Below are 23,473 nucleotides of genomic sequence, written 5' to 3'. Positions count from 1 at the left end.
GGACCGGGATACAAGAACACAGCAGCTTTCTGGGCACGGAAAAAGTGGGTAAACTTCTTTTCAAGCTCTCAGCCCCTTCAATCATAGGGATGCTTGTTTACGCTTTTTACAATGTAGTAGACACGATCTTCGTTGGAAGGGCTCTCGGGGAAGAAAGTGTTCCTGGAATTGGTGGGCTGGTGATAGCTTTTCCAATCCATATGCTCGCAATGGGGATTGCAATAGGGCTCGGGATAGGAGGAGCTTCAATTATTTCAAGGTCTCTGGGGTCAAAAGAGCCACATAAAGCTGAAAAAGCTCTTGGGACCGTGTTTTTCCTGGGAATTTTCCTGGGAATTGCTTACTCGCTTATAGGGCTTGCCTTTCTTGAGCCTTTACTAAAACTTTTTGGGGCAACGCCTAACATTATGCCCTATGCGAAAGCTTATCTTGAAATAATAATGGCAGGCTCGGTTGTCTTTACTCTCGGGATTGCAACCGAAGACCTTGTAAGAGCCGAAGGTAACGCCCGCTATGCAATGTTCGGAATGCTCCTGGGGGCTGGCCTGAACATGCTGCTTGACCCTATCTTCATCTTCGGGCTTGATATGGGGGTAAGAGGAGCTGCTATTGCAACTATACTTGCCCAGCTTGTATCCACGGTCTTCCTGCTGCGCTACTTCCTTGCCGGGAGAAGTTCGGTTACCTTCAAACCAAAACTGCTGATCCCAAGCTCTGCAATCTCAAAAGAGGTAGTAGCAATAGGCCTCGGTCCTTTCATTGTTGAAGCTTCAAACAGTGTCATGATGATTTTTGTAAACAATGCCCTTGCAACTTATGGAGGAGACGTCTCAATTGCGGCCTTCGGGATCATTCACCGTCTGCTCCTGCTCATCTTTCTGCCCATGCTAGGGATTTCCTTCGGCCTTCAGCCCATAGTGGGCTATAACTACGGCGCAAAACAGCTCTCAAGAGTAGTCGAATCGGTTGAGGTCGCCCTGAAAGTCAGCACTCTCTTCTCCCTCCCGGGGTTTCTGGTCATGTTCCTCTTTCCTGCCCCTATCATCCATATCTTCAGCTCTGACCCTGAACTCACAGTTGCAGGGGCCGAAGCCATGCGGATCGTTGTGCTTATCCTGCCTTTCATAGGTTTCCAGCTCGTAGGCACAACCGTGTTCCAGGCCCTTGGAAAACCGAGGCCAGCTTTTATTCTATCGCTTGCAAGGCAGCTCCTTTTCCTGCTGCCTCTTGTGCTGGTCCTACCGAGATTTTACGGACTTACCGGAGTCTGGGCTGCGTTTCCCATTTCGGATTTTCTGGCTTGCGTGCTGGCTGCAGGGTTGCTGGGGAGAGAGTACCGGAAGTTTAAGAAGAAGGAAAGGAAGAGAGAACAGCTTCAAATTGGGATGGAAATATGAGGCTAGATCCGATAAGAGATCTTGACAAATAGATAAATAGATAACGAAAAGAAGAACGGAAGACAGAAAAGGTCATCTGGCACTCATGTCAGAGTGCATTATCCCGAATATATTTTTTTCTGTGTCGAGACAATATGCAAACCAGCCTATGCCGGGTATGGGACTCTTTTCCATAGTCACTTTGCCGCCTTGCTGCTTTATCTTGTTCAGGTACTCATCGACGTCCGGGACATCTATTGTGCAGATATAGGTGCTTATCGGTGTGGCTGCCCCCGGTATTCCGACCTGCCTTCTCATCAAGCCCCCATCGATTCCTGGCTCTTCCTGTTTACCGGTTGTTATATTCCAGTATTCCATGGGACCTTCCCACTTCTCTATCTTCCAACCGAAAACATTCTCGTAGAACTTCTTTGCCCTTGCAACATCTTCTGCACGTATCTCGAAATGAACAACTCTTGGCATGATAACTACCCCCTGCCATAATTAGATAATCGGGATGGTATTTATATATTAACTCAGACTTGACTTTTTTAGACATTTAATTTTCTCAAGACGATAATCCAAAGAGATCAGGCAATCGGATAAACCAGCCCTTTTTCGTCCTGTCGGAATGATATGTGGCCTCCTCCCTGTATCTTTCACCAGAGCCCGTACCCCATAAACCTATATTATATTCTCTACGGTGAGGACTGAAGCAGGATTCCCGGCGGCAAATATTTTGCCCCCTTCATCATGATTATTCTATCGGCATATCTCAAAGCCAGATTCAAATCATGAAGTGCCATGACCGCAGAGATTCCTTTGTTCTTCATGATATCTTTCATAATTTCCATGACCTCGAACTGGTGCCTTATGTCAAGATTGCTGGTTGGCTCGTCAAGAAGAAGAATATCTGCCTTCTGTGCAAGTGCCCGCGCGATGAGTTCTTTCTGTTGCTGGCCTCCGCTGATTTCGTAAATATCCTTCATGGCAAACTCCATCATCCCGAGCAGTTCCAGCAGTTCCAGCAGTTCCAGTACATAATCCAGGTCTTCCTTATTGCCTAACTTCCGCATTTTTAGGCGCATAAATCTAATATTTCCATAATATCTTTTTGCTTCCTTGAAAATTCTGTAACTATTAAGGAATACTAAGAATCGAAATAACTAAAAAAGGGAATTTAATCCTGTTTTGTAGCTAAGAACCGGGCGATGTATTCAATGAAAAGTTCCATATCTTCAACGCCGTTTTGCAGGTTTTCATAAAGCCTGTTAGTTTCTACTTTCGCATACATATGTACGAGTATATTTCTAAACCCTGCGGCGGGTTCAATTTTTCTGGCAAAAGCTTCAGGAAGAATTCCGTTTTCTCCCAGGGTACGAAATATTTCCTTATAACTTTGAGGGCGCTTAATTTTCTCCATTGAAATAATGATCTCACCAATATCCAGCATCGATTCCAGTGAAATTTGTAAATATCTTTCTACAGCTCCCTTGATTACGTAATTTTTTTCAATTTCTTCAAAGCTATATTGCTGAAGATCCCTCAAGATGGCTATATATCCTTCAAGCAGTTCAAGCTTGTCAATTACTTCCGGTCTCATACCAACCTGCCTTTCGCCATTCTTTCAACAGCTCTTTTCATATGCCTTTTGATATAGTACTGCTCATCATAGTATCTGGACATTATCCCTGTTTCAAAATATACTCTTATTCGCTCGTCGGATTTCAAAATGATTCCGTCGCGTATGATATTGAATGCTAAGAGTAGAGGAGAATCATTGAGCACGACAAGATCCACATTGTTTGTTTTAAGAAGGTCTCCCAGATCAACTATCAACTTCAACTGAAGGTCAAAAGCTTCCTTTTTTGTAAGGGTATTGTCAAAAAGGACGGCGATATCTATATCACTCAGGCAGTTAGCTTCCCCCCGGACAGTTGAACCGAATAGGTAAGCAAGTGTAACACTATCTATATTTGAGAAAAATTCGCTCAGCGTTCTTTCCAGCTGTTCCAGATATGATTGTGTGTCGTCGACCTGCATATAATCAAACAATAGTATCAATCGCTTAGATTCAATCGCTTAGAGTCAATCGCATAGATTCAATCGCATAGATTCAATCGCATAGATTCAATCGCATATAATCTATTGCCCATGACTTATGCTTACTTTCTGTTTATAATTTGTGCAGCCTCGCGATTTCTCTGGCTCGTTAAGGTTTTTGGAAGATTTCAGATCGAAGGTGGAGGCTGAACTGATTGGATTTTTGCAGATAAACAAAAGTTGCTCGTTTAAGTTCCCAAAGCCTCTCATAACCTGCAAAAAATAAAAACTAAGTAACATTCCCCCAAAATTTCAAAAAAGCCCTGTCAACCTTTCAGCCAATCCATTCTTTATCGAATAAATTTGAGCCTGTACTGACGACACTTGCTTCAAAATCGGTATCCATGAAATCAAGATGAATTTTTTCCGGGGCTTTTCTCCAGATGGGTTCACTTCTTCTAGCAGAAATTATATTTGCATCATCGGAAAGCTTATTATCAATATTAAAGTTTCTAAAATAAGATTATATAAGTTATACTCGCCCTCAAATTATAATGTGCATATATTTATTTTATTTATATTAGTTTTAAAACAAATTTCATCTTACCTCAGCAGGAGACCCCTTCCTCGACATTTCCGGCTTGCCGGAAATGGCAGGTAGGGGAGGAATGCGTCATCTGTACCATCTGAACTAATGTTGTACTCCTCGCACTCAGTCTCCTGCATTTTTTCTTAACATTAACACTATCTGAAATTTTGTTTCCGAATATATCTGAGATTGAAAAATACCCGGATGACCGTTTGCCACGAATGAACCCGATCCCGTTTTCCGTTTTTACAATATCAAATTTCCTGAGCCCAAACAGCTTTCCGGTAGGTATTTTCTTCTCTGATCTCTTCCCTCTCCGCTGCTGATAATCTCCCGCAGGAACGTTTCTTTTTAGAAAAACCGAATCTTCTACCTCTACTTTCTGATCGTCCCTGCAACAGATAGCAACAGCATCAAAGTAATGTGTTTTTAACAACTTCAAGACCTGCTCTCTCCTGTACTTGGTTTCGTACCCGAAAGTCTCTGCAAAATTCCAGCCGGATTTCCGGATTTGGGATTTGAGGATCCCGATTTCAGTTGCATGTTTTGTTTTTGACTTTTTCCCTGAAAGCTTGAATTCTCCATTGTGCAGGGCTTTGTGACAGGTTTCACAGAGCGTTATCAGGTTTTCCGGTGCATCTGTTCCCTTCTGTGACCTGAAAACGATATGATGGCAATGCAGCCTGGAATCCTTTGACTTTCCCCTGCAGTGCTGGCAGGTGTAGCCGTCCCTGTCCAGAACGTAAGCTTTGATATTGTAGAACCCTTTAAGGTCCCCTTCCTGATATCCGATCCCGGAAACTTCCGGATTTGTTATTTTGTGAATATCAAAGGAAGCAAGTTCTACCTTCCACTCGGTTACAGGAAGCAGGGATTCCACAAACCTCTTTTCCCGGAAATGAGCTTCAAGTTTGCTTCGGATAGAAGGAGCCAATCTTCCTTCTTTCTTTGAATTTCCCCGGTTATCAAATCTTGCGGGTCTATACCTTGTCTTCCGACTTCTCCGGGTTCTCCGGTACATCTTCCGTTGTTCCATCTTTTTCGAAACGTTTTCTCTCAGGTAGATTTCGGACTGATACAACACTTTTCCGTTAGCAATGGCTGCACAGCCCACTACCTTAGAGCCGGTATCCATCCCTGCAGTTACAGGTTGAGTATACCCACTGCTTCCGAAAAGTAACTTGATGGTGAATGGAGTATTTCGGACCACTTTTGCCTTGCCTGCTTGCAGTAGCTTTCTGGCTTTTGAAGGTTTACAGGGCATTAGTGGTTTTTTGTTTTGATTGATTACGAAAACTAACATATAGTTTTCCTCCGAAGAGTTATGCGTATCCGAATTGTGGAGTCAATTCCGGAATCCGTCCTCCTCTCGATCTGATATGGAAAGGTTTAACGATGCAAGCACTGTCCCTACCTCTCAGGACTGTTTAACCGGCATCCTTAGAGCCTTAAACTGAGGCGACATTCAAGGGTAACTATTTCTTTCCTATCGTTTACCGATTTTCCATTGCTCCTAATCGGTGATCTGGTCAACCAGGGCTTGTTAGACAAGCTCCTTCCTCAAAAACCTGAGCCGTTAGGTGAAGGTTTTAGGGAGGGGTAATTGACAAATTTCGGCTTCACTTTTTAGAATAATGTATTTTCTTTTGCTTATACCGGGTTCCTTATTCCGTTTCCGTGAAACTGATCCTGAATGCAGTCCCTCTTTTTTTATCCATTTTGATTGTACCCTCCAGCTGTTCCACAAGGGTATTTACCAGCTGCAGGCCCAGTGAATCCGTATTCCTGAAGTCGACGTTTTCAGGAAAACCCAACCCGTTATCTGAAACGACCAGCTTATACAGGTAACTCCTGTTAATTAAACTCCCTTTATCATTATTATTTGTGAGCTTACCTATGTTTTTATTTTCACTGAGCTCCTTCCGGAAGAGAGAAATTTGGATTTCCCCTTTCCTTCCGGTAGGGAAGGCGTGTTTCAGGGCATTGGAAACAAGTTCGTTGATAATGATCCCTAATGGGATTGCAGTGTCCATTCCCAGGAATACCTCATCTACCTCGAGCTTCAGCTTTACGTCCTCTTTCCTGACCGTATATGAGCGTAGAATGTCCGAGGTCAGTTTCCCGAGATAGGCTGAAAAATCAAGGGTCTCGGTATCCCCTGCCCTGTAGAGCTCTTCGTGGATAATGGCCATGGACGCCACGCGGTTCTGGCTTTCCCTGAATGCCTCTACAACTTTCTCTTCGCTGAACTGGTCAGCCTGCAGTTCAAGGAGGCTGGATATTACCTGGAGGTTGTTCTTTATCCGGTGGTGGATCTCTTTTTTGCGGATCTCATCGATCCTTGCCAGGGCTTCTTCTGCTTCCTTTCTTTCAGTTATGTCGTAGACCGAGCCCTGCACGAAAAGGGGTTTTCCTGAAGAATCGGAAATATTCTGAAGGAGCTCACAGATCCAGTGCAATTTTCCATTCTTGTTCTTTATCCTGTATTCTCGTTCGATGAGGGTATTCGGTATAGTTCTTATTTTCACTGCATCTTCGTAGATCAGGTGACGGTCTTCGGGAGCTGTTAACAGGGGCCAGGGAATAGTTCCGGAAAGAAATTCTTCTTCCGTGTATCCCGTGATTTCTTCCAGAGCCCCGTGCATGAAAAATGGATTGAAGTACATATCGCCCTGGAAAGCAATCCCCTTGAAGTTTTGCATAAATGAACGGTACTTCTCTTCGCTCTCCTGAACTTTCTCTATGGAAAGTTTGAGCTGTGTAATGTCTTTATTTGCCCCGAGCATCCTGTGTATGCGTCCATTTTCATCCTTCTGGAATACTCCCCTGTTTTCCACATGAATATAGTTCCCGTCCTTCCTTTTAAACCGGTATTCCTCACAATACCTTTCTCCGTTTTCCAGGCACCTTTTATATGAATCAACTGCTCTTTTGAGGTCTTCCGGGTGTAAGAACTCTTTCCAGTCCTCCATTTTGATTACGTTTTTGAATTCTTCTTCACTATAATCCGTAAGCTCTTTGATAGCTCCTGCCCAGCCGATTTTATCTTCCGAAATATTATAATCGTATACCAGTTGTCCGGTCTGTTCGGCAACAATGCGGAACCTTTCTTCGCTTTTCCGCAATTGTTCCATTCCAAGTTTTCTCTCCGTGATGTTTTTTATCACCCCGATCATCCGGTAGACTCTGCCCTCTTTGTCTCTCAAATAAGTTCCACAATCTTCCACATAAATATAGTCCCCGGACTTCCTTTTGAGCCTGTATTCCTGAGAATAACTCCTACCGGCCTTGAAAACATTTCTAAAATACGTAACTACTTTTTCATAGTCCTCAGGGTGGATGTGCTTTTTCCAGAGTTCCCTGGTCGTAAGCTTATGGATTTCTTCATGGGTGTAACCGCTAATGTCCCCAATGGCCCCTGCCCATGTTATACAGTCTGAAGCTACATTGTAATCGTATACAAGCTGACCTGTCTTCTCTGCTGCTATGCGGAACCTTTCCTCGCTTTCCTGGAGTTGTTCTGCGGCAAACTTTATGGGAGTGATGTCTTTTATTACCCCGACAGCCTTGCGGATCTGCCCTTCTTCGTTCCGCAGGTAGATCCCGCTGTCTTCTACATGGAAATGGCTCCCGTCCTTCTTCCTTAATCTGTATTCCACACGGAAGTGGCTGTTTTTTTTCTGGAATTTTTTGAGTTCTGCAAGAACCCTTTCCCGGTCTTTGGGGTGGACATGTTCAAACCACATCTTGCTGTCGAATTTCTGGAATTCTTCAATGCTGTACCCGGTAATTTCGGTGACTGCTCCTCCCCAGGTAAGTACGTTAGTCACATGGTCATGCTCAAAGACGATTTGTCCGGTCTGTTCGGTAGCGACCCGGAAGCGTTCCTCGCTTTCCGAAAGTTTCTTCTGGGCAAGCTTCTTCTCTGTAATGTCTTTGATAACTCCAAGTGCCTTGCATATGTTTCCGTTTTCGCCTTTAAGGTAGACCCCCTCGTCTTCTACGGTGACATAGCTCCCATCCGCCTTTTTGAGCCTGTACTCTTCGAAGAAATTTCCTCCCTCTTTTCTGCACTGTTCATGTGCCGAAGCCACTCTTTCCCGTTCTTCGGGATGGATCAACCCAAGCCAGCTATTGGTGTTGATTTTTTGAAATTCCTCTATGCTGTATCCGGTAATCTTGGGGATAGCACCTGACCATTTAGTTATCCCTTTCGTATAGTCGTCGTGATACAGGACCTGTCCGGTATGTTCTGCAATCAGGCGGTACCTTTCTTCGCTTTTTTCAAGTTTTTCACGGGCAAGTTTCTGTTCCGTAATATCTTTCGTTAACCCGAGGATCCTATACATCTGTCCTCTTTCATTCTCAAGAATGATTCCGCTGTTTTCTACGTAAAAATAGCTCCCGTCTTTCTTTCTAAACCTGAATTCTTGCTTGAACCTTCCCCCTCTATTTAAATACCCTTTTACATTTTTGAGCACATACTCGCGGTTTTCGGGATGGATATGTTCTACCCAGATCTGGGGGGTGAATTTCTGGAACTCCTCAAAACTATACCCGGTAAGTTCCTTTATGGCTCCGGCCCATTCAATGTTTCCTTTATCCAGGTCCAGGTCACATACAATCTGCCCCGTCTGTTCAACTGCGATGCGATACTTTTCTTCACTTTTCTCAAGCTTTTCACGGGCAAGTTTCTTTTCAGTTATATCTTTTTTCACTCCAATAACCCTGTAAGGGAGCCCGTTTTCGCTTTTCAGAACCGTCCCGCAGTCTTCCACGTAGAAATAGCTGCCGTCTTTCTTTCTGAACCTGAATTCTTCTTGAATCCTATCCCCGGTTTCCAGAGACCTCTTTATGCTTTCGACCACCCGCATTCTTTCTTCGGGGTGTATGTGTGAAATCCATTCGTCTTTTCCGAATTTATGGAATTCTTCTTTGCCGTATCCCGTAATCTCCTCAATAGCTCCGGCCCAGTCTGTTTTTCCCGTTTCAATCTCATAATCGTACACAAGCTGGCCGGTCTGTTCAGCTGCCAGCCTGTACCTTTCTTCAGTTTTCTCAAGGTTTTCCCTGGCAAGCTTTCTTTCCGTAATGTCCTTTATTGCACCGAGCATCCGGTATACCCGGCCTTTCTCATCCCTCAGGAAAACACCGTTATTTTCCACATGGATGTAGTTTCCGTCCTTCTTTCGTATCCGGTAGTCCTGTTGGTAATTTTTCCCCTCTTTCAGGATCTGTTCGTAGTACCTGGTTGCCCGTTTACTATCTTCAGGATGGATAAGGGATTCCCAGAGGTCCCTGGTAGAAATGCAGGGGTCTTCGCTGCCGTACCTGGTGATCTCTTCTATCGCGCCCGCCCAGGAAAGCCGGTCACTCTCAATATCATAGTCGTAGACTCCCTGTCCAATCTGTTCGGCAACGATGCGGAACCTCTCCTCGCTTTCCACCAGTTTTTCCTGGGCGAGCTTTCTTTCAGTGATGTCCTTTATTACTCCGGCAGTCCTGTAGACCTTCCCATCCTTATCTTTTATGTAAAAACCGTTGTTCTCTGCGTAGAAGTAGCTGCCATCTTTTCTTCTGAGCCTGTACTCTTTATGGAAGTTTTCCCCCGTTTCCAGGCATTTTTTAGAGGTTTCAACAGCCCTCTGGCGGTCCTCCGGATGGAGGTGTTCAGCCCAGACCTCAGGGATGAATTTCTGGAACTCCTCATAACTGTATCCTGTCAGTTCTTCAATGGCCCCTTCCCAGGTACTCCGTTTTGTCCTCAAATCATAATCATAAACAAGCTGTCCTGTCCTTTCTGCAACTGCCCGGAACCTTTCTTCACTTTTCTCCAGAATTTCCCGGGCTATTTTCCTCTCGCTTATGTCCTTTAGTACTCCGATGATCCTGGATATGCGGCCGCTTTCGTCCCTGAGGTACACGCTGCTGTCTTCCACATGGAAATAGATCCCATCCTTTCTCCTGAACCGGTATTCTTCAAGGTATCTATCCCCTGTTCTCATGCACCTTTCATGGATTTCCCAGGCCCTTTCCCGGTCTTCGGGATGTATATGGTCCCTCCAGCCTTCGAGATCTACCTGCCTGAACTCTTCGGGGCTGTATCCGGTAAGCTCTTTGATTGCTCCCGCCCAGTCAACCTGCTTTGATCCAATGTAATAATCATATACAAGCTGCCCTGTCTGCTCGGCAGCGATGCGGTACCTTTCCTCGCTTCTCCAGAGTTGTTCTTCCGCTGCCTTGCGCGGGGTTATGTCCAGCATGACGCCTGCAATCCCACTCACATTTCCGGAACTGTCTTCATAAGTGGCTTTGTGGAAAAGGAAATCTCTTTTTACACCGTCTGCACAGACTACCTCAGTCTCGTAATAATGGCTTCCTCCCTGTTTGAGAAGCTCCTGGTCATACAGCTGGTAGATTTCTGCGAGATCTTTCGGGATCTTTTTCTGAAACTCAGCAACAGATCCTCCGATAACCTGTTCCTTCAGAAGTCCCATAATCTGGCTAGCAAAGGTTTCGTTACAGTTCAGGTAAATCCCGTCTTTGTCTCTCTGAAATACCGGGCTCGGGATGCCGTCAACAAGGGTTCCCAGAAAATTTACGGTGTTCCGAAGGGTTTCTTCTGCCCTCTTAATCTGGGTTATGTCCTGCATAACCCCTACCATGCCGGCTGTTTCCCCTCCCTCGTCCTTAAATGCAGCCCGGTTGACCAGAAAGTCTCTTGTTTTGCCGTCAGCACAAACTAACTCTACGTCCTGGTCCTGTTTTCCTCCGCTCCTGATAAGTTCTAGAGCCACTCTATGGCAGTATTCAATGAGTTCTTCCGGGATGGATAATGGAAGGGATGGAAGGGTTTTTCCGAGGATTTTTTCCTGGGGGAGCCCGAGAATCTGGCTTGCAAAAATTTCATTACATCCCATGTACCTGCCCTCCTCGTCCTTGTAGAAGACCGGGGCAGGGATGGTGTTCAAAAGGGTCTCAAGAAAATGCAGATTGTTTTGAAGGACCTTGCCGATTTTCTTTCTCTCTGCAATTTCCTCAGTAAGTTTCTCGTTTGCATTAATATATTCCCGGGTTCCTATTTCAACGAGCTTTTCCAGGTTCTCTTGATGGAGCCCAGGTTTTTCTTCCGCTTCCGCCCGCCTGCTCACGTCAAACCCGTAGATGTTTACACAGCCCTCTTCGGGGAGGGGGGAGAGCTTTGCGGAGTACACCCTGTTTCCTGCAGTAAGCTCCAGGTATTCCGGGCTTTTTTGAGCAAGCACTCTCAGGACGCTGTGCCTCAGGGCTTGAGGGATTCTTTCCTTTTCCCGAACTCCCCAGTGTTCCAGCAAAGGAAAAGCCGCCCTATTGGCATAGACTATTGTACCATCCTTTTCCACTCTCAGGATAGGATTCGGGTCATCTGAAGGAAACCGTTCAATTAATTGTTCATCTCCTTCCATTTCGAGTTTTCTGAGGTATTTGAAGCTTTTAGAGTCCCCCATCTTTCCTCACTTTCCTGCTATTATCCCCTTTCTTTGTGGAAACTAGTCTTTTTGCCCTTTGCTCAAAATCGTCGGCAAAAATCAGTTTATAGAGGATTGCTCTATTTCCACTTTTAATATCATTTTTTGATACTTCCGGAAACCTTTCATTTAAAAAGTATACATCCGCAAATTAGTTCCCCATCATTTAAAAAAGTATGTGATGTGTATCGAATATTTATGCAATTAGAAGGCATTTCCGTTAAACCAGAAAAGAATTTCATTAACACTGCATTCATTTTATCATGATTGACCTAAAACCAAAAATCCCGAAAACGAATAAAGTACTGATAAATAGTATTTTATGAAAAGGAGCTTATTTGAAAATTATTACGATGTTTTCAAATTACCTTTTGTGAGCTTCTTCTCAATATTCTCGAAATAGGTAATCAATATTCGATTAATGGGTATCAGATATTTTTTCAGGGCCAGTAATATACTGATCGAAAATAAAGCAATAAGCAGGGAACCTGCCATATCCATAGGGAAATGCAGCCCGGAATAAACTCTCGCAAGCCCGCTAATAAACGCAAGTATGAAAAATATCGCACCACTGCGCCTCAAATCTTTAAATGCCAGGAGCATCAGTGAAATAGAAATCATTATAGTAGCATGGTCAGATGGGAAAGAAGACTCGGCAACATGTGCGATAAGAAGTGTCCCGGTGGGTATCATAAAGGGTCTAGGATGAAAATAGAATAGAGTAATGATGAAATTCATTCCCAGGCCAAGAAGAGCTGCATATCCAGCAAACAGTACCTCCTGTCGATACTCATTTTTTGCAAACCATGTATATGCAAGATAAACACAAAAAATATAAATAAGATACTTTGCTGCAAATATCATTGTAGTATCAAGAACAGAGTTCTTTCCAGCCATATCATTGATGATATGAAATAATGTAAGATTCGGGTCTGTTATCATAAAGCTCACTTTTAAGCATACGAACTTAACTTACATTGTTTTATACCATTTAATTGACTTTTGGTTGTCTATCTACATATTTGATTTTTTTATTGGGATGAGTGGTATAGCGTGTTCTTATTTGATAGTGCATTAAGCACATTAGTATTAAAGGTAAAATAGAGCAACTATTATATTTTTCATGAGATTATAATCTCCTCAAATTTTGAGAAGATACCAGATAATCCCCAATTAATCGTTTGAAACCATTTCATAATCGGGGATAACCCGATCCCTTAAATAAGAATAACTGGCCAGATACGTATAGAAAGCTCTGTCTGTCTGGACGGTATAATTCCTGTTGAAACAATGTGTCCGGAACTATTGTCGGTATAATTCTTGTTGAAACAATGAGTCCGGAACTATTGTAAGAAAAAGAAGAAAATAGTGAATTTGCCCAAAAGCAGGAAAATGAGAGCAGTTTCGGGCAAAGAATAAAAGATTCAGGAAAGGTTTTTTTAGTTAAAAGACCACTGCATCTTTTGAACTTTTATCTCCTGTATCTTTTCGGTTCCATTTATACTCTGCTTACTTTTCTACTTTAATGATTTCGACTTTAAATTTTTTGTTTTTATGCGTTATATCCCTCATCCAGGTTGACATTTACGTAGACTACGGCTTCATTACTTATTTTCGGCAGGTTAACAAATAATTAAATATTTTCAGCACAATATCTTTTTTCATACGTCATCGGTTAAGCGTTAGGGAATCACTCTCGTATGTGTTTTTATAATAATAATCTAAATATTAGTGCATTTATGTCTCCTCATCCCCCACCTACTCTTGAGGACTCTCTTTGGGAAATGTTTCCCGAAGAGTGGTTAAGGCAAACTGCCAAAGAAACTGGTCTCATAGTACGTGAGCGTAAAATTGACCCTGTCATCATCTTTTGGGTTTTAACTCTTGGTTTTGGTGTACGCTTGCAGCGTACACTTGCCAGTTTAAAAAGAGAATATGAAAAAGAATCACATAAGACCCTAAGCGACAGCAGCTGGTACTATAGATTCACTCCAGAACTTGTTGAGTTTCTTCATCAGTGTGTCATTCACGGCATAGAAGAGCTTGCAAAAGAACCTGGTAGAAAACTTAGCAAAAAACTCGAAAACTTTCAGGATGTTCTCATTCAAGACCGTACAATTGTTCGTCTTCACTCATCTTTAGCAGACAAGTTTCCAGCAGCAAGAGCAAGAACAGTAGCTGCTGGGGTAAAAGTGGGAGTTATGGTAAGTGCAGTTGCTAATGGACCTAAAACAGTTGCTCTGTACTCTGAAAAAACAGCTGAGATCAAAACATTGAAAATCGGTCCATGGATCAAAGACCGTATCCTTCTTGTTGATCTTGGATTTTACAAAACTCAAATGTTTGCAAGAGTTGAGGAAAACGGAGGATATTTTGTTTCAAGAATAAGGAAGAATATGGATCCGATTCTTGTTTCTGTTGAAGAAGGACTTTCTAAGACAAAAAGCAAAGAGTTCACGGAAAAACCTGTTAGTGAGTGTATTAAACAACTCTCTGGAAAAGATATTGATGCAGTTGTAAAAATAGCATTCAAAAGAAGAGCATATAAAGGCAAACAAAAGCGGGATGAGCTGCTTGTACGTCTTGTTGCGGTATATAATGATGAGGATGAAAAGCATCATATATATATCATAAATATTCAGAAAGATGTTTTGAATGCAAAAGACATTGCAAAATTATATGGAGCAAGATGGGACATAGAACTGCTGTTTAAGGAGTTGAAAAGCAAATACGCTCTTGACGTTCTTGAAACAAAGAATGTGCAGGTAATTGAGGCTCTAATATGGACAGCAATGTTGACACTAATCGTTAGCAGAAGAATTTATTCTCTTGTCAGAAACTCGACAGCGCATCCTGAAAAAATGGCTCAATATACGCAGTTACGTTGGAGCACAATATTTGCAGAGAATGCATCAGATTTGTTGACAGTCATTTTGAATAGATGTGGAATTCAAAGAACTTTTGAAACGATAATGAGTGTATATGAAAGTCAAGCATTGGATCCGCATGTAAACAGAGAAAGGTTCAGAGAAGAATGGTTTTAATGAAAAGGTGAATTGAAAAACACTATTGGTAGATGGAAATAAGTTCTTAACCGATGACCAATGAATAAAACTCTAATTCTTTTTTTGGTCAAGGTGGTCACAAGGGCACAGTCTCCTCTATCCACTATTTACCGGATCTCCTGCATGACGTCCCTGACCTGTCCCTCGAGGAGGCGTATCTCAACCTCAGGGTCAACGAGGCCGGATAGCTATGTTTGCCTATAAAGTATAGTGCAAAAAAGTCACAAGAAACGGAAAGGATAGCTGAAACCGAAAGAGAGCTCATGGAAGCAGAAAAGCAGAGAGAAGAAGAAAGAAAGATAGAGGAAACAGGATACTCAGAAAGAGACGAAAGAGAAGAATACGAAGACGATGACTCTGATGCTGATGGAGAATGAAGGTCAGGATCGAACAAATTCCCAAAAAAAGTGAAAAAAAGGAAAAGTTTAAGTTTTAAGGGTTTTTCACGCCTTAAAACTCTGTTGATTTATTCCTGTTTTCTGCGGCCGAAAACGAACATTAAACCCACTATTGCTGCAACAGGCGCGGCTATTGTGGGGAATTCGGGAATTTGATCATAAATCAGGTTATCGTATTTTATCCAATTTACACATGTTGAACCATCTGATAATTGAACGCTTTTTATGTAATCTTCATTGCTTACAATTTTCAGATTTCTGTCTGTCCAGAACACGTTGAATTTAGATGTAGAAAGCAATTCTCCATTTACCAGAATTGCATCCATATTACCCACAAATGCGTCCTCAAACTCTATTGAAACCGATTTTACAACAGGTGAGAAATCAATTATAGTAATCTGATTATCTGGATTCCAGAATCCGTAGTCCGTTCCTGATCCCCACTCTGTATCAACAATTTTTGCTCCGGCAGAAAATGTTACTCCCATATCCGAATAGGTGTTACCTATATCCTCACCAGGGTCTACAAGACCTTCATCAAAGGTTATGGTTACTTCTCCTGCACTTGCCGTGCCAACCATAATTAGTAAGAGTGCAAGAACTCCAATAATATATTTTAACTTCACCCATCAAACCTCCCTTTAGAAACTAATTCGATATTTTTCAATCAATCTATAAGGAGATAAACTTATTTAGTCAAATATTATTTAAACAGTATACGGTATAAATATAAAAGGAATCAGAATCAAATGACATCTAAATAAAAAATAACTTATAAAAATTATTAATATTTTGTTATTATAATAAGTTCGATATAATTGCTAAAAAAATAAAGACAGAAAAAAAAATGTATTTGACCTGAAGTTTCCATAAAACTTAAAAATGTCTGAGCTTCGGGAAGGATCGACTTTAGAAAAAAAAGAAACTAGACAAGTCTAGCAATGAAAAGACTAATATAGATGAATATATTAAGGTAAGGCCATGGGAAGTAAATATTAATTAAAAAACGAAAAACGGATGGAAAAATTATTACCTTTTAAGGCTACTCTCACCTTCACACAGTTTTTATCTCTTTTTCTAGTCTCTTTATGATCTCTCTTAGTTGGATTGCGCGCTCGAAGTCCAGCCTGTCGGCAGCTTCCCTCATCTCCGTATCCAGTTCGATGATTACGTTGGGGATATCGATCTTCGGGATGTGTTTTGTGTCGGTAATGTCCACTACTTTTTCTCGGATGGGTTTTCGGATGGTTGTCGGAACTATGCCATGTTCTTCGTTGTAAGCGACCTGCATTGTGCGGCGGCGTTCGGTTTCGCTGACAGCTTTTTTGATTGAATCGGTCATCCTGTCAGCATAAAGGACAACCGTTGAACTGGAGTTCCGGGCTGCGCGACCTATGATCTGAATGAGGCTCTTTGAGTCCCTGAGGAAGCCTTCCTTATCTGCGTCCAGGATACCGATGAAGCCCACTTCGGGGATGTCAAGCCCTTCCCTGAGCAGGTTGATCCCTACAAGGACATCAAACTTGCCAAGGCACAGTTCGCGGATGATTTATGTCCTTTCGATTGTTTTGATATCGGAGTGCAGGTAGCGGACTTTGATCCCGTTTATGGCAAGGTAATTGGTCAGTTCTTCTACGAGCTTTTTGGTCAGGGTGGTCACAAGGGCGCAGTCTCCCCTATCCACTATTTTCCGGTCTCCTGCATGACGTCCCTGACCTGGCCCTCAAGGGGCCGTATCTCAACCTCAGGGTCAACGAAGCCGGATAGCTATGTTTGCCTATAAAGTATAGTGCAAAAAAGTCACAAGAAACGGAAAGGATAGCTGAAACAGAAAGAGAGCTCATGGAAGCAGAAAAGCAAAGAGAAGAAGCAAGAAAGATAGAGGAAACAGGATACTCAGAAAGAGACGAAAGAGAAGAGTATGAAGATGAGGACTCTGACAATGATGGGGAATAATAATCAGGATAGAGTGAATTTCCAAAAAAAGTGAAAAAAAGGAAAAATTTAAGTTTTAAGGGTTTTTTACGCCTTAAAACTCTGTTGATTTATTCCTCTTTTTTGCGGCCGAAAACGAACATTAAACCCAGTATTGCTGCAAAAGGCAGGGCGACTGTAGGGAACTCGGGAATTTCTCTTGCAGTAACTGGATGAATTTCTATGACTACGTCCATAAAATCATTCAAAACATGCGTTTCATCTCCATCATCAAATGCCACCACGTACTTACCATCAACTGGATTACCAGCACTATTCAATATTTGATAAATTTTTGCATGTTTTCCATCATTATTGTTAATTGCGCAAGAGTAGAAGGTTGTAGATGAACCATTATAATAGTCAATATATAATCCAAAAGTATATAGGGAATCTATTCTATGTTCAGTGTTAAAATCTAAATCAGTATCAGTACCAACGCCAAAATATGGAGTTTTTACTAAACCTGTAGGATTATATATACCAAGAGTATACATGTCTTCTGCTGTTACATATGGTCTAGTATATTTTATGTTCATAGTGTGAGGATTATTTGGAGCATAGTCGAATAACGAATTTTGACTTACTTCTTTATATGTATATGGTCCATAGACATCACTTAAAAGTTCGTCTATAGTATCGTATGCCATTGCGTTTCCTACTCCTAATGTTAATAGGCACGCAACAATCATTAAAGCGTATAGTATTTTCTTCATATCTTACTACCCCTACTTTCCAGATTTTTCGCTCAACGTTCTGGTAAGTCGATTATATTTCCACTCTTTTTTGATCCAATTGAGCTTGACAATTCGATCAAATTTATACAAATTTATTATATCTTCTATGTAAAATTTAATTTCACCCGTAAAACCCCCTTAAGAAACCAATTCGATATTTTTCTATCGATCCATGAATAGATAAACGTATTTAGTTAAATTTACTTTAAACAGTATGTGACCTAAATATAAGATTAATCAGCATCAAATGACATCTAAATAAAAAATAACTTATGAAAATTATTAATATTTTGTTACTATAATAAGTTCGATATAATTGCCAAAAAAATAAAGACAGAAAAAAAAATGTATTTGACCTGAAGTTTCGATCAAACTTAAAAAAGTCTGAGCTTCAGGAAGGACAAACTTTAGAAAAAAAAGAAGCCAGACAAACATAGAAATGAAAAGACTAATATAGATTAATAGTGTAATGTATGCCAATAAAAAGAGAATCGCTATTAAAAAAGGAAAAACTGATGGAAAATAATATTACCTTTTAAGGCTACTCTTACCTTCACACCGCTTTTATCTCTTTTTCCAGTCTCTTTATGATTTCTCTTAGTTGGATTACGCGCTCGAAGTCCAGCCTGTCGGCATCTTCCCTCATCTCCGTATCCAGTTCAATGATTACGTTGGGGATATCGGTCTTCGGGATGTGTTTTGTATCTGTGATGTCCACTACTTTTTCTCGTATGGGTTTTCGGATGGTTGTCGGGATTATGCCGTGTTCTTTATTGTAGGCGATCTGCATTGCGCGGCGGCGTTTGGTTTCGCTGACAGCTTTTTTGATAGAATCGGTCATCCTGTCGGCGTAACGGACAACCGTTGAACTGGAGTTCCGGGCTGCGCGGCCTATGATCTGGATGAGGCTCTTTGAGTCCCTGAGGAAGTCTTCCTTATCTGCGTCCAGTATACCGATGAAGCCCACTTCGGGGATGTCAAGCCCTTCCCTGAGCAGGTTGATCCCGACAAGGACATCAAACTTGCCAAGGCACAGTTCACGGATGATTGTGCACCACGAAAGCGAACCTTGTAACAAAATTGTCACATTGGATAGTTATGCTATAGAGAAGATGAGGGTAGACCCCTCGAATTCGCTTTACAGGAAGTGATTTCAAACCACCATAAGCTGCTTTGGTCAAAAGCCACGGGTGAGCATTATGGGAAAAGGCGAGGCTGTGACTTCGCCAGGTACGTGATAGGGAGCTGAATGAAACTGAACCAGTGTTGACGTATCGAAACCACCTTAGATGTCATCAAAACCAGGGTGAGTCTGTAACCTGGGATGAGTCTGGAAGATACCCTGTTTACTGACCAGACGGTGACCGGCATAAAGTTGGCGTGAACTTAGCACAGGCTTCTCTATGGAACTTGGGATCCTGCACATTGATGTTAAGAGAAAACTCCAAGCAGTGGACCTGCAAGGACTAAAGTATCGATGCAATGTTGCAGGGGCGGAACAATTCGTAGTAGTGATGAAGTGCCTGTAATGGGCATGGAGCGAAGGGATTGTATTATCCAGTTTTGAACTACGGTCAACCTTGGTTAGCAAGGGAGGAACCCATGGACAAAATAAGGCCTTAAGGGGCTGGATAATGGGAGCCGGATGAGCTGAGAGGGCCCAGGGGTGAAATTCCCCTGGGCTACTCACCTCATAATCACTGCTGCTTCTGAGGATATTGCAAAAGAAATAAAGGTTCTGATAACTGATTTCCTTAAGGAACGAGGTCTTGAATTCTCTGATGAAAAAACCTTGATTACCCACATTAATGACGGTTTTGATTTTCTTGGCTGGAACTTCCGCACTCAAAAAAATGAACTGTTGCTATTGTCCCATACAAAAATAAGACGTCATATACCTCTAAAGTTGGATATGAACCCATTTCTTAACCAAAACTATTTCCAACAACGTAAAAATCAACTTAAAATCAGCAATTGAGATGCCATTTTGGAAAAAAAACTGTCGCCTGATACATAAAGGGTTATATAATGCTTGAGCCGGATGCATTGAAAGATGCAAGTCCGGTTCTTAAGAGAAAGGGAAGTAATCCCTCTGACTTATTCGACGTTTCAAGGAAAACGATAGGGTTTTCAAAAGTGAAATCAACATAAATTATTTAATAAATAAAAAAAAATTTAAAAAAGGTTAAAGAAAAGAAGAGTTGTGGAAAAATCACAGCTCGTCTTTCTTATGCCTGAATATGAAAACCAATCCAAGTATTGCTGCTACAGGAAGAGCGACTGTTGGGAACTCTGGGATTTGTGTATCAACGGTGGTATATGTTTTCAATTTCCATGTAGCTTCCGGGGTTGAACTTGTACCTTCATATACACTTATTGACACTTCTCCTGCTGTGTTTCCCTTAAGATACAATTTTCCATTATGAGATACAGACGCTTGTGCTGGGGCAATCTCAAAAATTTTTTCCCCTGTTGTCCCAGTTACCCAAGGAGTAAATGAAGGAATAGGGTTTCCTGTTGTGCTGTCAGGAAGTATGTATCCACTAACTCCAGGTGGCGTCGTTAATATCATTTTATAATTGGGTGATGCAGTCGCTAATAAACTAAATTCAAGAACTGCAGCGTCAGTATTGTTTATTTGTACTTCCCGTGTACCTAACGTAATATCAGCTGATGCCATTGCCGGTCCAGCCATACAAGTGATCAATAAACCGCTCACTAATAGCAAAAATATTTTCTTCATAATCTACCCCCACTTTTCAGATATTTTGATTTTTTCCGTATTTATCTGAAAGTATTTAATTTTGACATCTTTATGCATTTTTTGTTTTTCAAACTAGACACTTTATATTGTCAACCCAGACAATTTATATTGTCATAGTATACACAGGTTAAGGAATATATAAGGGTGTTCTGAAGAAATATATTAAACAAGATAACTATTTGTGACATATGAATGTGCCAACGAAAAAGAGAAATATAAATATTGGTAAAAATAATTATTATTTTTCACAGTCGCTAATTCATGCGTTTTCTAGCTCTAAAACTATATTTATTGAAAGTATATTAACGTTTTCAAATAACTCAATTTAAAATAGGAATTACGCAGTTGAGCCGTAACATATCGTTTTTAACATTTTCATTTATACATTAATTAATTTAATGTGTATAGAGGGTCATTTAAATATGCTGTCACTGCAACTCTTCTAATTTTCATATCACTTTCAAACCAAGATATTCCACTTTTGATTCTTTGTAATTCCATTCTAAGGAAAGCTCTTAATGAGAACATTATATGTGCTCTCATTTGGATTCGGGTAAGGTGCAAAACGTCAAAAAATGTTATTTTTTATGCAACATATCAACTAATTATGTTGGAAAATCGCTATATATGGTATTCGAAGTTGTACATAAAATTCGTTAACCGATGACAAAATAATGGATTTCAAGTTATCAAACTTTAACTCTCTTTTTTAGCTTCATAACTTTTAATTCTTAAACTTTTACTGAGCATTCGATTCTTTTGTTCTTACTTTCAAAATTACCTTTAGCGTAAGTGCAAACAAAATTACAAAAATTTGTGCAAGTACGAGACCTATAAGGTTTGAGAAGGCATCTGCTATGCTTGCTACACGGTACGAGAGAAACATCTGAAATACTTCATTCAGGATTCCGTAAGCAGCCCCGATGCATACTGCGTAGATTGCTGAATATCTTACAAGTGCCGGATTTTTTGAACTTAAAAACACAAAATACAGTAAGATTCCGAGCCCAAAGTAAATCCCTACATGCCCCGGATCTATGGATGCATCCTGAACCGCGTTTAGTGAGGCAAGCAAAAAATCCATTACAGAAAAGAGGTCATTGGCAAGGAGAATATTTTGAATCGGATAACCCAGGCCCATTTTCAGAAGATCTTTGATATCTCCTACGCCGGCACTGACTGATAAGTAAAAAACCATAATTGCGTATAAGATGGTAATTGAAATAAAAAAACGGGATTTGTCAAGTTTTAGCATATTATCTTTAAGGTTTATGACAGATGCTGGATTTAAATCTTTTTGTAGACCAACATTTGGAATATATATTATAGTATGTGGATAAATGCCCGTTTTATTATTTTATCTTAAACGCAAGAGCTAATAAAAACAAACTGTCCTATAAAAACGGGGCATGTGGTAGAAAACAATAAATAAAAGAAGAACAGTCTATAAATTATTAGACTCTGGTCTTCCTGTAAATAATATCTGCTCAGGACCTGGGATCAAAGAAGCGCCATATTCGTATATTTTAACCGTGACAGCGTTTCTTAGATTACTCGAGGCTTTTGAATAGGCTAAAAAGCTGCTATCGCGGTTCTGTCTGCAGAGCCAGAAATCATTTGTGATACATATAATAGTAACGGTGAGGGGCAGTAAAAAATGATATTCAGTTCAGTTTCATTCTTTCAAAATATTATGCTTACAAGCAATTTCCTTGTTCCACTAATAGTAACTGCAGCCTCCATGCCTTATTTTATCAGGAAGCTGACCGAGAGTGGGATTGTCGCGAAGGACGTTTACAAGAAGAGCCGGCCGACGGTAGCAGACCGTGGAGGGACTTTAATTCTGCTGGTCGCAATGCTTTCTCTTTCCATGAACTCCCTCTTTTTCAAGTTCACACCCACAAACTATGTCGCAATGATCGTCATTGCACTTTTTGGGCTGTTTGGCGTCCTTGATGATATGATCAATATTGGTCGAGCTTCCAAGCTGCTGATCATGTATTACTGCTCTTATCCACTTATTCAGTATGCGACTCACACTGCGATTACTCTCCCAAACATTGGAGATCTGGAACTCGGGATCCTCTACCTGCAGTTCATTGTCCCTACATATGTGCTGGTTGCATCAAACCTTGTTAACATGCATTCCGGATACAACGGGCTTGCTTCAGGATTATCTATAATTGTTCTGGTCTCGCTGATTATAAAGTCGGCCCTGATAAATGATGTTGAGAATATAATATTCGTTGTTGCCATTACAGGGGCTACGATCGGGTTTTACCTCTACGAGCAGTACCCTGCCAGAATCTTCTGGGGAAATGTTGGGTCGCTTACGGTCGGGGCAGCGATCGGGACTATTATTGTCATTCAGGGCTTCATCATAAGCGGCTTCATTATGCTCATCCCGCATACAGTCAATTTCTTAATGTACGTCTACTGGAAGATCAAGAAGTACCCTGCTGTTAAGTTTGGAAAAATAAGGGAAGATGGGACTCTGGAGGTACCCAATCCTCTTACTCTTAAATGGGTCCTGCCTTACCGCTACAGGTTAAATGAAAAGCAGGCAACCTATGCGATGTTTCTGGTGACTTCAGTTTTTTGTATTATGGGGATTTTACTTCCGGGAAGGTTGTAACTAATTAAAAATAGGAAGGGTGAGAATAAGTCATCTCACTCTCGATTTATTTTGAAGAGCATCAGAGCAGCCAGGAATAATATCCCGGCTTCATATATGCCCGATGCTGGTGCCTGATAATTCCGGTCTTCCTAATCCTCTTCACCCTGGATGGTTTCTGTTTCTGTTTCTTTTTCAGAAGGAAGGACTGCTTCAGAGTTTTCTTCACCGGCTGGTCCTGATGTCAGGATTTCTTTTGTCGGTTCCACTTTAGCAACGCACGCACACAGCAGAGCTCTTGCCATTCCTGCAGACGTCTGTGGAGTCAGATCCTCCACCTGGTGTCACAGACTCTTTAAAAGTATCTTTTCTCGAAACGGCCACAACTTTACAATAAAGAGACTA

The 23,473-nt window shown here is 41.3% G+C and carries 17 protein-coding genes and 2 pseudogenes; 5 read left to right on the top strand and 14 right to left on the bottom strand.

Going from position 1 to position 23,473, the window contains the following annotated elements; translation table 11 throughout:
- Positions 1-44 precede the first annotated feature (44 nt).
- Positions 45-1,397: an MATE family efflux transporter gene (locus tag PHF18_RS03850; RefSeq protein WP_300098562.1), complete on the top strand. Its 1,353-nt coding sequence runs from the start codon at positions 45-47 to the stop codon at positions 1,395-1,397.
- A gap of 72 nt (positions 1,398-1,469) precedes the next feature.
- Here PHF18_RS03850 and PHF18_RS03845 read toward each other — a convergent pair whose 3' ends face one another.
- The 7 genes from PHF18_RS03845 to PHF18_RS03815 form a co-directional block, all read right to left on the bottom strand.
- Positions 1,470-1,859 (bottom strand): VOC family protein, encoded by a 390-nt coding sequence (locus PHF18_RS03845; protein WP_300098559.1) that lies wholly within the window; start codon positions 1,857-1,859, stop codon positions 1,470-1,472.
- A 215-nt stretch (positions 1,860-2,074) separates the two neighbouring features.
- Positions 2,075-2,464, bottom strand: a complete 390-nt coding sequence (locus PHF18_RS03840) for an ABC transporter ATP-binding protein (RefSeq protein WP_300098556.1) — start codon at positions 2,462-2,464, stop codon at positions 2,075-2,077.
- 92 nt (positions 2,465-2,556) lie between these two features.
- Positions 2,557-2,979: a DUF86 domain-containing protein gene (locus tag PHF18_RS03835; RefSeq protein ID WP_300098553.1), complete on the bottom strand. Its 423-nt coding sequence runs from the start codon at positions 2,977-2,979 to the stop codon at positions 2,557-2,559.
- Positions 2,976-3,419 carry a nucleotidyltransferase domain-containing protein gene (locus PHF18_RS03830; RefSeq protein WP_300098550.1) on the bottom strand — a complete coding sequence of 148 codons (444 nt, stop codon included), beginning with the start codon at positions 3,417-3,419 and terminating at the stop codon, positions 2,976-2,978. Before PHF18_RS03830 ends, PHF18_RS03835 begins: the two co-directional genes overlap by 4 nt.
- A 608-nt stretch (positions 3,420-4,027) precedes the next feature.
- The gene (gene iscB, locus PHF18_RS03825) at positions 4,028-5,311 is read right to left on the bottom strand and encodes an RNA-guided endonuclease IscB (protein ID WP_300098547.1); all 1,284 of its coding nucleotides are present in this window, start codon (positions 5,309-5,311) and stop codon (positions 4,028-4,030) included.
- Between the two features lie 361 nt (positions 5,312-5,672).
- Positions 5,673-11,495 carry a PAS domain-containing protein gene (locus PHF18_RS03820; protein WP_300098544.1) on the bottom strand — a complete coding sequence of 1,941 codons (5,823 nt, stop codon included), beginning with the start codon at positions 11,493-11,495 and terminating at the stop codon, positions 5,673-5,675.
- 369 nt (positions 11,496-11,864) lie between these two features.
- Positions 11,865-12,413: an undecaprenyl-diphosphatase gene (locus tag PHF18_RS03815; RefSeq protein ID WP_300098541.1), complete on the bottom strand. Its 549-nt coding sequence runs from the start codon at positions 12,411-12,413 to the stop codon at positions 11,865-11,867.
- Between the two features lie 842 nt (positions 12,414-13,255).
- Between PHF18_RS03815 and PHF18_RS03810 the strand changes: the two genes are divergently transcribed.
- Complete coding sequence (locus PHF18_RS03810; RefSeq protein ID WP_300098538.1) at positions 13,256-14,560, top strand: IS4 family transposase; 1,305 nt, start codon at positions 13,256-13,258, stop codon at positions 14,558-14,560.
- 487 nt (positions 14,561-15,047) lie between these two features.
- On the opposite strand, the gene PHF18_RS03805 is transcribed toward PHF18_RS03810, so the two are convergent.
- From PHF18_RS03805 to PHF18_RS03790, 4 genes and pseudogenes are all read right to left on the bottom strand, one after another.
- A complete protein-coding gene (locus tag PHF18_RS03805; protein ID WP_300098536.1) occupies positions 15,048-15,605 on the bottom strand; it encodes a PEF-CTERM sorting domain-containing protein in 558 nt (185 codons plus the stop codon).
- Between the two features lie 428 nt (positions 15,606-16,033).
- Positions 16,034-16,734 (bottom strand): annotated as a pseudogene (locus tag PHF18_RS03800) (helicase-related protein); the annotation flags it as partial.
- A gap of 290 nt (positions 16,735-17,024) precedes the next feature.
- The gene (locus tag PHF18_RS03795; protein WP_300098533.1) at positions 17,025-17,669 is read right to left on the bottom strand and encodes a PEF-CTERM sorting domain-containing protein; all 645 of its coding nucleotides are present in this window, start codon (positions 17,667-17,669) and stop codon (positions 17,025-17,027) included.
- Positions 17,670-18,243: 574 nt separating this feature from the next.
- A pseudogene (locus PHF18_RS03790) lies at positions 18,244-18,738 on the bottom strand (helicase-related protein); the annotation flags it as partial.
- A gap of 618 nt (positions 18,739-19,356) precedes the next feature.
- On the opposite strand from PHF18_RS03790, the gene PHF18_RS03785 reads away from it, so the two are divergent.
- Together PHF18_RS03785 and PHF18_RS03780 are read left to right on the top strand one after the other, a co-directional pair.
- Entirely contained in the window at positions 19,357-19,668 is a 312-nt protein-coding gene (locus tag PHF18_RS03785; protein ID WP_300098530.1) for a hypothetical protein, read from the top strand.
- A gap of 50 nt (positions 19,669-19,718) precedes the next feature.
- Positions 19,719-19,841, top strand: coding sequence for a hypothetical protein (locus PHF18_RS03780; protein WP_300098527.1), 123 nt, complete (start codon positions 19,719-19,721; stop codon positions 19,839-19,841).
- Between the two features lie 61 nt (positions 19,842-19,902).
- Here the strand turns inward: PHF18_RS03780 and PHF18_RS03775 are convergent, their stop codons facing one another.
- Entirely contained in the window at positions 19,903-20,433 is a 531-nt protein-coding gene (locus tag PHF18_RS03775; RefSeq protein ID WP_300098525.1) for a PEF-CTERM sorting domain-containing protein, read from the bottom strand.
- Between the two features lie 760 nt (positions 20,434-21,193).
- Positions 21,194-21,709 carry a VanZ family protein gene (locus tag PHF18_RS03770; RefSeq protein ID WP_300098522.1) on the bottom strand — a complete coding sequence of 172 codons (516 nt, stop codon included), beginning with the start codon at positions 21,707-21,709 and terminating at the stop codon, positions 21,194-21,196.
- Between the two features lie 438 nt (positions 21,710-22,147).
- Between PHF18_RS03770 and PHF18_RS03765 the strand changes: the two genes are divergently transcribed.
- Entirely contained in the window at positions 22,148-23,089 is a 942-nt protein-coding gene (locus PHF18_RS03765) for a glycosyltransferase 4 family protein (protein ID WP_300098519.1), read from the top strand.
- A 131-nt stretch (positions 23,090-23,220) separates the two neighbouring features.
- Here the strand turns inward: PHF18_RS03765 and PHF18_RS03760 are convergent, their stop codons facing one another.
- Positions 23,221-23,406, bottom strand: coding sequence for a hypothetical protein (locus tag PHF18_RS03760; RefSeq protein WP_300098780.1), 186 nt, complete (start codon positions 23,404-23,406; stop codon positions 23,221-23,223).
- Positions 23,407-23,473: the final 67 nt, after the last annotated feature.

This window comes from Methanosarcina sp. (assembly GCF_028693135.1).
Lineage (GTDB): Archaea > Halobacteriota > Methanosarcinia > Methanosarcinales > Methanosarcinaceae > Methanosarcina.
This window is presented reverse-complemented; position numbering and strand designations above follow the sequence as displayed.